This is a genomic window from Acinetobacter sp. YH12218 (genome assembly GCF_013417925.1).
Lineage (GTDB): Bacteria > Pseudomonadota > Gammaproteobacteria > Pseudomonadales > Moraxellaceae > Acinetobacter > Acinetobacter amyesii.
Genome location: NZ_VPDB01000129.1, coordinates 1 through 3,758 on the forward strand (window position 1 = coordinate 1; position 3,758 = coordinate 3,758).

4 protein-coding genes and 1 pseudogene are annotated in these 3,758 nt (G+C 38.8%); 4 read left to right on the top strand and 1 reads right to left on the bottom strand.

Going from position 1 to position 3,758, the window contains the following annotated elements; genetic code table 11:
- From FTV03_RS17210 to FTV03_RS17225, 4 genes and pseudogenes are all read left to right on the top strand, one after another.
- Positions 1 to 90 (top strand): annotated as a pseudogene (locus FTV03_RS17210) (IS5/IS1182 family transposase); the annotation flags it as partial.
- A 178-nt stretch (positions 91 to 268) separates the two neighbouring features.
- Positions 269 to 958: a Smr/MutS family protein gene (locus FTV03_RS17215; RefSeq protein ID WP_078190270.1), complete on the top strand. Its 690-nt coding sequence runs from the start codon at positions 269 to 271 to the stop codon at positions 956 to 958.
- 95 nt (positions 959 to 1,053) lie between these two features.
- Positions 1,054 to 1,602, top strand: coding sequence for a GTP cyclohydrolase I FolE (folE, locus tag FTV03_RS17220; protein WP_171525937.1), 549 nt, complete (start codon positions 1,054 to 1,056; stop codon positions 1,600 to 1,602).
- 118 nt (positions 1,603 to 1,720) lie between these two features.
- A complete protein-coding gene (locus FTV03_RS17225; protein ID WP_180003198.1) occupies positions 1,721 to 2,077 on the top strand; it encodes a cupin domain-containing protein in 357 nt (118 codons plus the stop codon).
- Between the two features lie 79 nt (positions 2,078 to 2,156).
- On the opposite strand, the gene FTV03_RS17230 is transcribed toward FTV03_RS17225, so the two are convergent.
- On the bottom strand, positions 2,157 to 3,533 hold the full coding sequence (locus tag FTV03_RS17230; RefSeq protein WP_180042362.1) for a diguanylate cyclase: 1,377 nt from the start codon (positions 3,531 to 3,533) through the stop codon (positions 2,157 to 2,159).
- Positions 3,534 to 3,758 lie beyond the last annotated feature (225 nt).

Below are 3,758 nucleotides of genomic sequence, written 5' to 3' on the forward strand. Positions count from 1 at the left end.
AGAGGAATTGCCACAAGATACGATAAGCTAAAACGTAACTATCAAAGCGCTGTTGCTTTAGCTTGTATATTTATATGGTTGCCTCTTTAGCTCAATTTATCGGCTGTAAATGTCAACACACCCTAAACTAATTAATTCAAATTTGAAGCCCAAATAGGACTTGTAATGAATTAAGAGATCTTCTTTATATAAAGTCTTTCCAGTTCAAATCAGTGCCATTTAAGGCTATAATTGCTCTAAATTTTTGTATATTTCCCATTTTTTCATTATGAGCAAACACGATTCTTCGCTTTCAAAAGATCAGTACAACCTACTGAAATCTTTTAAAAAGCAAATTACGAATCCACATTCCTCTACGATTGCTAAACAGCCTGAGCCAACGCCAAAGACTGTTGAACAAGAGCAGGAAGAAGACTTCGCGCTTTTCCAAAAGCAAATGCAAGGTGTTCAAAAAATGAATGCAGGAAATACTGCAAAAATGGAAAAAGTGGGTCGTAAAAAACCTGATGCGCAAACCTTGGCTAAACGTGCTGCTGCAATTGGTCCTATGGAAACAGATGATGCATTGCTTTCTGATACTCAAGCGATGCTCAACCCTGTTGCCAGCCAAGCGGCCTTAAGCTATCGCATTGCAACCTTACAGCATAAAGTTTTTGAAGATTTAAAAGCCGGTAATCTACGTTGGTTCGAAGCAGTCGACTTACACGGTTGCACTGTAGAAGAAGCTCGTTCGGCTGTGCTGCAAATCATTCAAATGGCGAAAGATGACAATCAAAACGTCATTAAAATTGTGCATGGCAAAGGGCCAGAAGCAATTTTAAAAACTTATGTAAATAGTTGGTTACGTCAACACCGTGACGTATTGGCATTTGTGAGCGCCCCAGAAAAACAAGGCGGTACAGGTGCTGTACTGGTTCTGCTTAAACGTGCAGAAAAGAACCCACAGTTTAAACAATAATCGGATTTAACTCCAAAAGAAGGCATTGTAATAGTTTTCTGCTACAATGCCGTCCTTGTTCAATCTCTCAGTGTAAGTGAACACGTCTTATGTCTATGCAGCAATCCTACGCAAATATCCTAACTGCCGTTGGTGAAGATCTGAATCGCCCAGGTCTTAAAGATACGCCTATGCGTGCTGCTAAAGCTTTTTCATATCTTACTTCTGGTTATAGCCAGACACTTGAAGAAGTGACCAACAATGCGGTTTTCCCATCCGGTAACCGTGAAATGGTCTTAGTTAAGAATATCGAATTCTATTCTTTGTGTGAGCACCATTTATTACCTTTTTATGGTCGTGTACATATTGCTTATCTCCCAGAAGGCAATGTTTTAGGTTTATCAAAATTCGCACGTATTACAGAAATGTTTGCCCGTCGCCTACAAATTCAGGAAAACCTCACTCAGCAGATCGCTGAAGCTGTGGCTGAAGTGACTGGTGCACGTGGTGTTGCTGTGGTGATTGATTCAGCTCACATGTGTATGATGATGCGTGGTGTAGGTAAACAAGAGTCTACAACCCGTACCGTTTCTTTTGTCGGTGACTTTAAAACCAATAAAGAAGAACGCCGTGAATTCTTAAGTGCTGTGCCTGAAAGCTATTAATAGAACATTCAGCGTCAGCTCTTTAAAAAAGCCTCAAACTTTTGAGGCTTTTTTTATTTGTGTTTTAATATCGCAAATCGTTTGCTTTGATAGCAAAGCACTATTTTCAGGATGAATCATGTCAGATGTATATATTGCCGGTCAGGGTTTAGCGCAAGCCAAACACAGCATAGACTTCCCTCGCCCAGACCGTTTGGTTCAGGGCAATCCTAAACGTGAAACTGCAAGCCTGTATGTACACCCCAATATGGACTGCGGGATTTGGCAATGTGAAATTGGCGCATGGAATATTGTCTTTGCACCCAATAAACAAGAATTTTTTACAATCCTTGAAGGTTTAGTACGTATTCATGATCAACAAGGTGGATATATCGAGGTTTCCGCTGGCCATGCGGGCATTATTCCCCCATCTTTTCAGGGCAAGTTTGAAGTTGTCGAAGCCGTCAAAAAATACTATGTAGTTGTCGAAGTTTAAATTACGGCACATCTCGCCATAAAACGCATTTACCCATAAAAAACTCCCACATAAGGGAGTTTTTTATACTCTGAACGAATTAGATATACGACAAATGCTTAGTGACTTGGATACAGTTTCGACCATTATTTTTTGCCGCATACAGCGCATGATCTGCTGCATCTAAGAAACGCTGATAATCAGGATGTCCATCATACTGTACACAACCAATGCTTACGGTAAAACTAAATTGCTGACCTTGTGCCGTTCGGATCAAACCCTTTTCAATATATTGGCGAATATTTTCTGCAATTTTCATCGCACGGTTTACACCAGTATCCACCAAGAGTAATAAGAACTCTTCCCCACCAATACGGAATGCATAATCGCTACCTTGACTATAACGCTGTAAGGCTTCGGCAATAAATTTGAGCGCAAGATCACCTGCCGCATGACCAAACTTATCATTGATCATTTTAAAATAATCCGCGTCAAAGGCGAGCAAAGACAACGGCGTTTCATTTTGCCGCGCAAAGGTAATTTCACGTGAAATAATCGTACTGAGATAACGACGGTTTAGGAGTTGAGTCAAAGAATCATTGCCAGACTCAATATATTCAGCCACTTGAAATAGTTGATCAACTAGATGCTGAATTTCACGGTTCAATTCACGAATCTGTTGAATCAACTGTTGCAGCTGATCTTTTTCCGTCATCTGCATCGTTTGCTGGGTTAATTGATCCACTTCATAAATTCTGTCAATAATCAGTTGAACCTGATCTGAACCTGAAAAAGCATATGCCGCTTTATGAATGAACCATAGCCCAAACTCTGATTTTGAAAATAAGGGATGATAAAAACCAACATTGCCCGAAAAGATTTTAAACATCAGTTCATTTTCCCAGTCGAGCAATGAACCCCGTTGTTTATCTTTATGCACGGCCACATCTTGCATCGCTGAAAATAAGCGATAATTGTGTTTTGTTTCTTGGTTTTTTTCCGTATTGATCTCATAAGATCGGCACATGATTTCAGTGCTGAACCCCATAATTTGTACAATATAACTACACATATGGAGAATATTTTGTGTTTGGTTTAACTCTAAAATTTCAAATATTTTACGTTCTATTTCACGCACACCACGTATGATGAACCATGACGGAATACCAACACGCGCGTGTACCATTCCAACTTTCTGCTGTCTTTTGACTGAGCTTTCAAATTCACCATTCAGTGCGACATTAAACGTTTCTAACAACCATTTTCTTAAAGTGTCGATGAGCCTTTTTTGAATGATATCGTCTTTAAAAAATTCAGCTGACTCTGGCTCACGTGACATTTGTTCATAAAAAACAGTAACTAAATGTTCAACATGCCTTTGGATAAATTGCAATGCTGCAAGATGTTCATTTTCAGTATATTGATCACAAATATCTTTCCAAGCCTGACTTAGACCTGTAATACATTCTTGATTCATTCGGTGACACAAACCACAGCTATTACAAAGCTAGCAATCATACCTTGCTTTACTTACATAAAAAAACAAATTTATTTGATATTTCATATTTTATCTATCTAGGACTTACGCATTGACTGATTCAAAAAAGTATTAAAATACTTTATAAAGTATCTGTGATCAGACGAATTAAACATGCTTCTACAGCAACTTGTACATTACCCATTTATATGGGCTTTCTCATGA

Bases quoted from the DNA above. Each gene is read 5' to 3' on its own strand.
- FTV03_RS17215 (WP_078190270.1), top strand. From the start codon at position 269: ATGAGCAAACACGATTCTTCGCTTTCAAAAGATCAGTACAACCTACTG.
- FTV03_RS17225 (WP_180003198.1), top strand. From the start codon at position 1,721: ATGTCAGATGTATATATTGCCGGTCAGGGTTTAGCGCAAGCCAAACAC.
- FTV03_RS17230 (WP_180042362.1), bottom strand. From the start codon at position 3,533: ATGAATCAAGAATGTATTACAGGTCTAAGTCAGGCTTGGAAAGATATT.
- folE (WP_171525937.1), top strand. From the start codon at position 1,054: ATGCAGCAATCCTACGCAAATATCCTAACTGCCGTTGGTGAAGATCTG.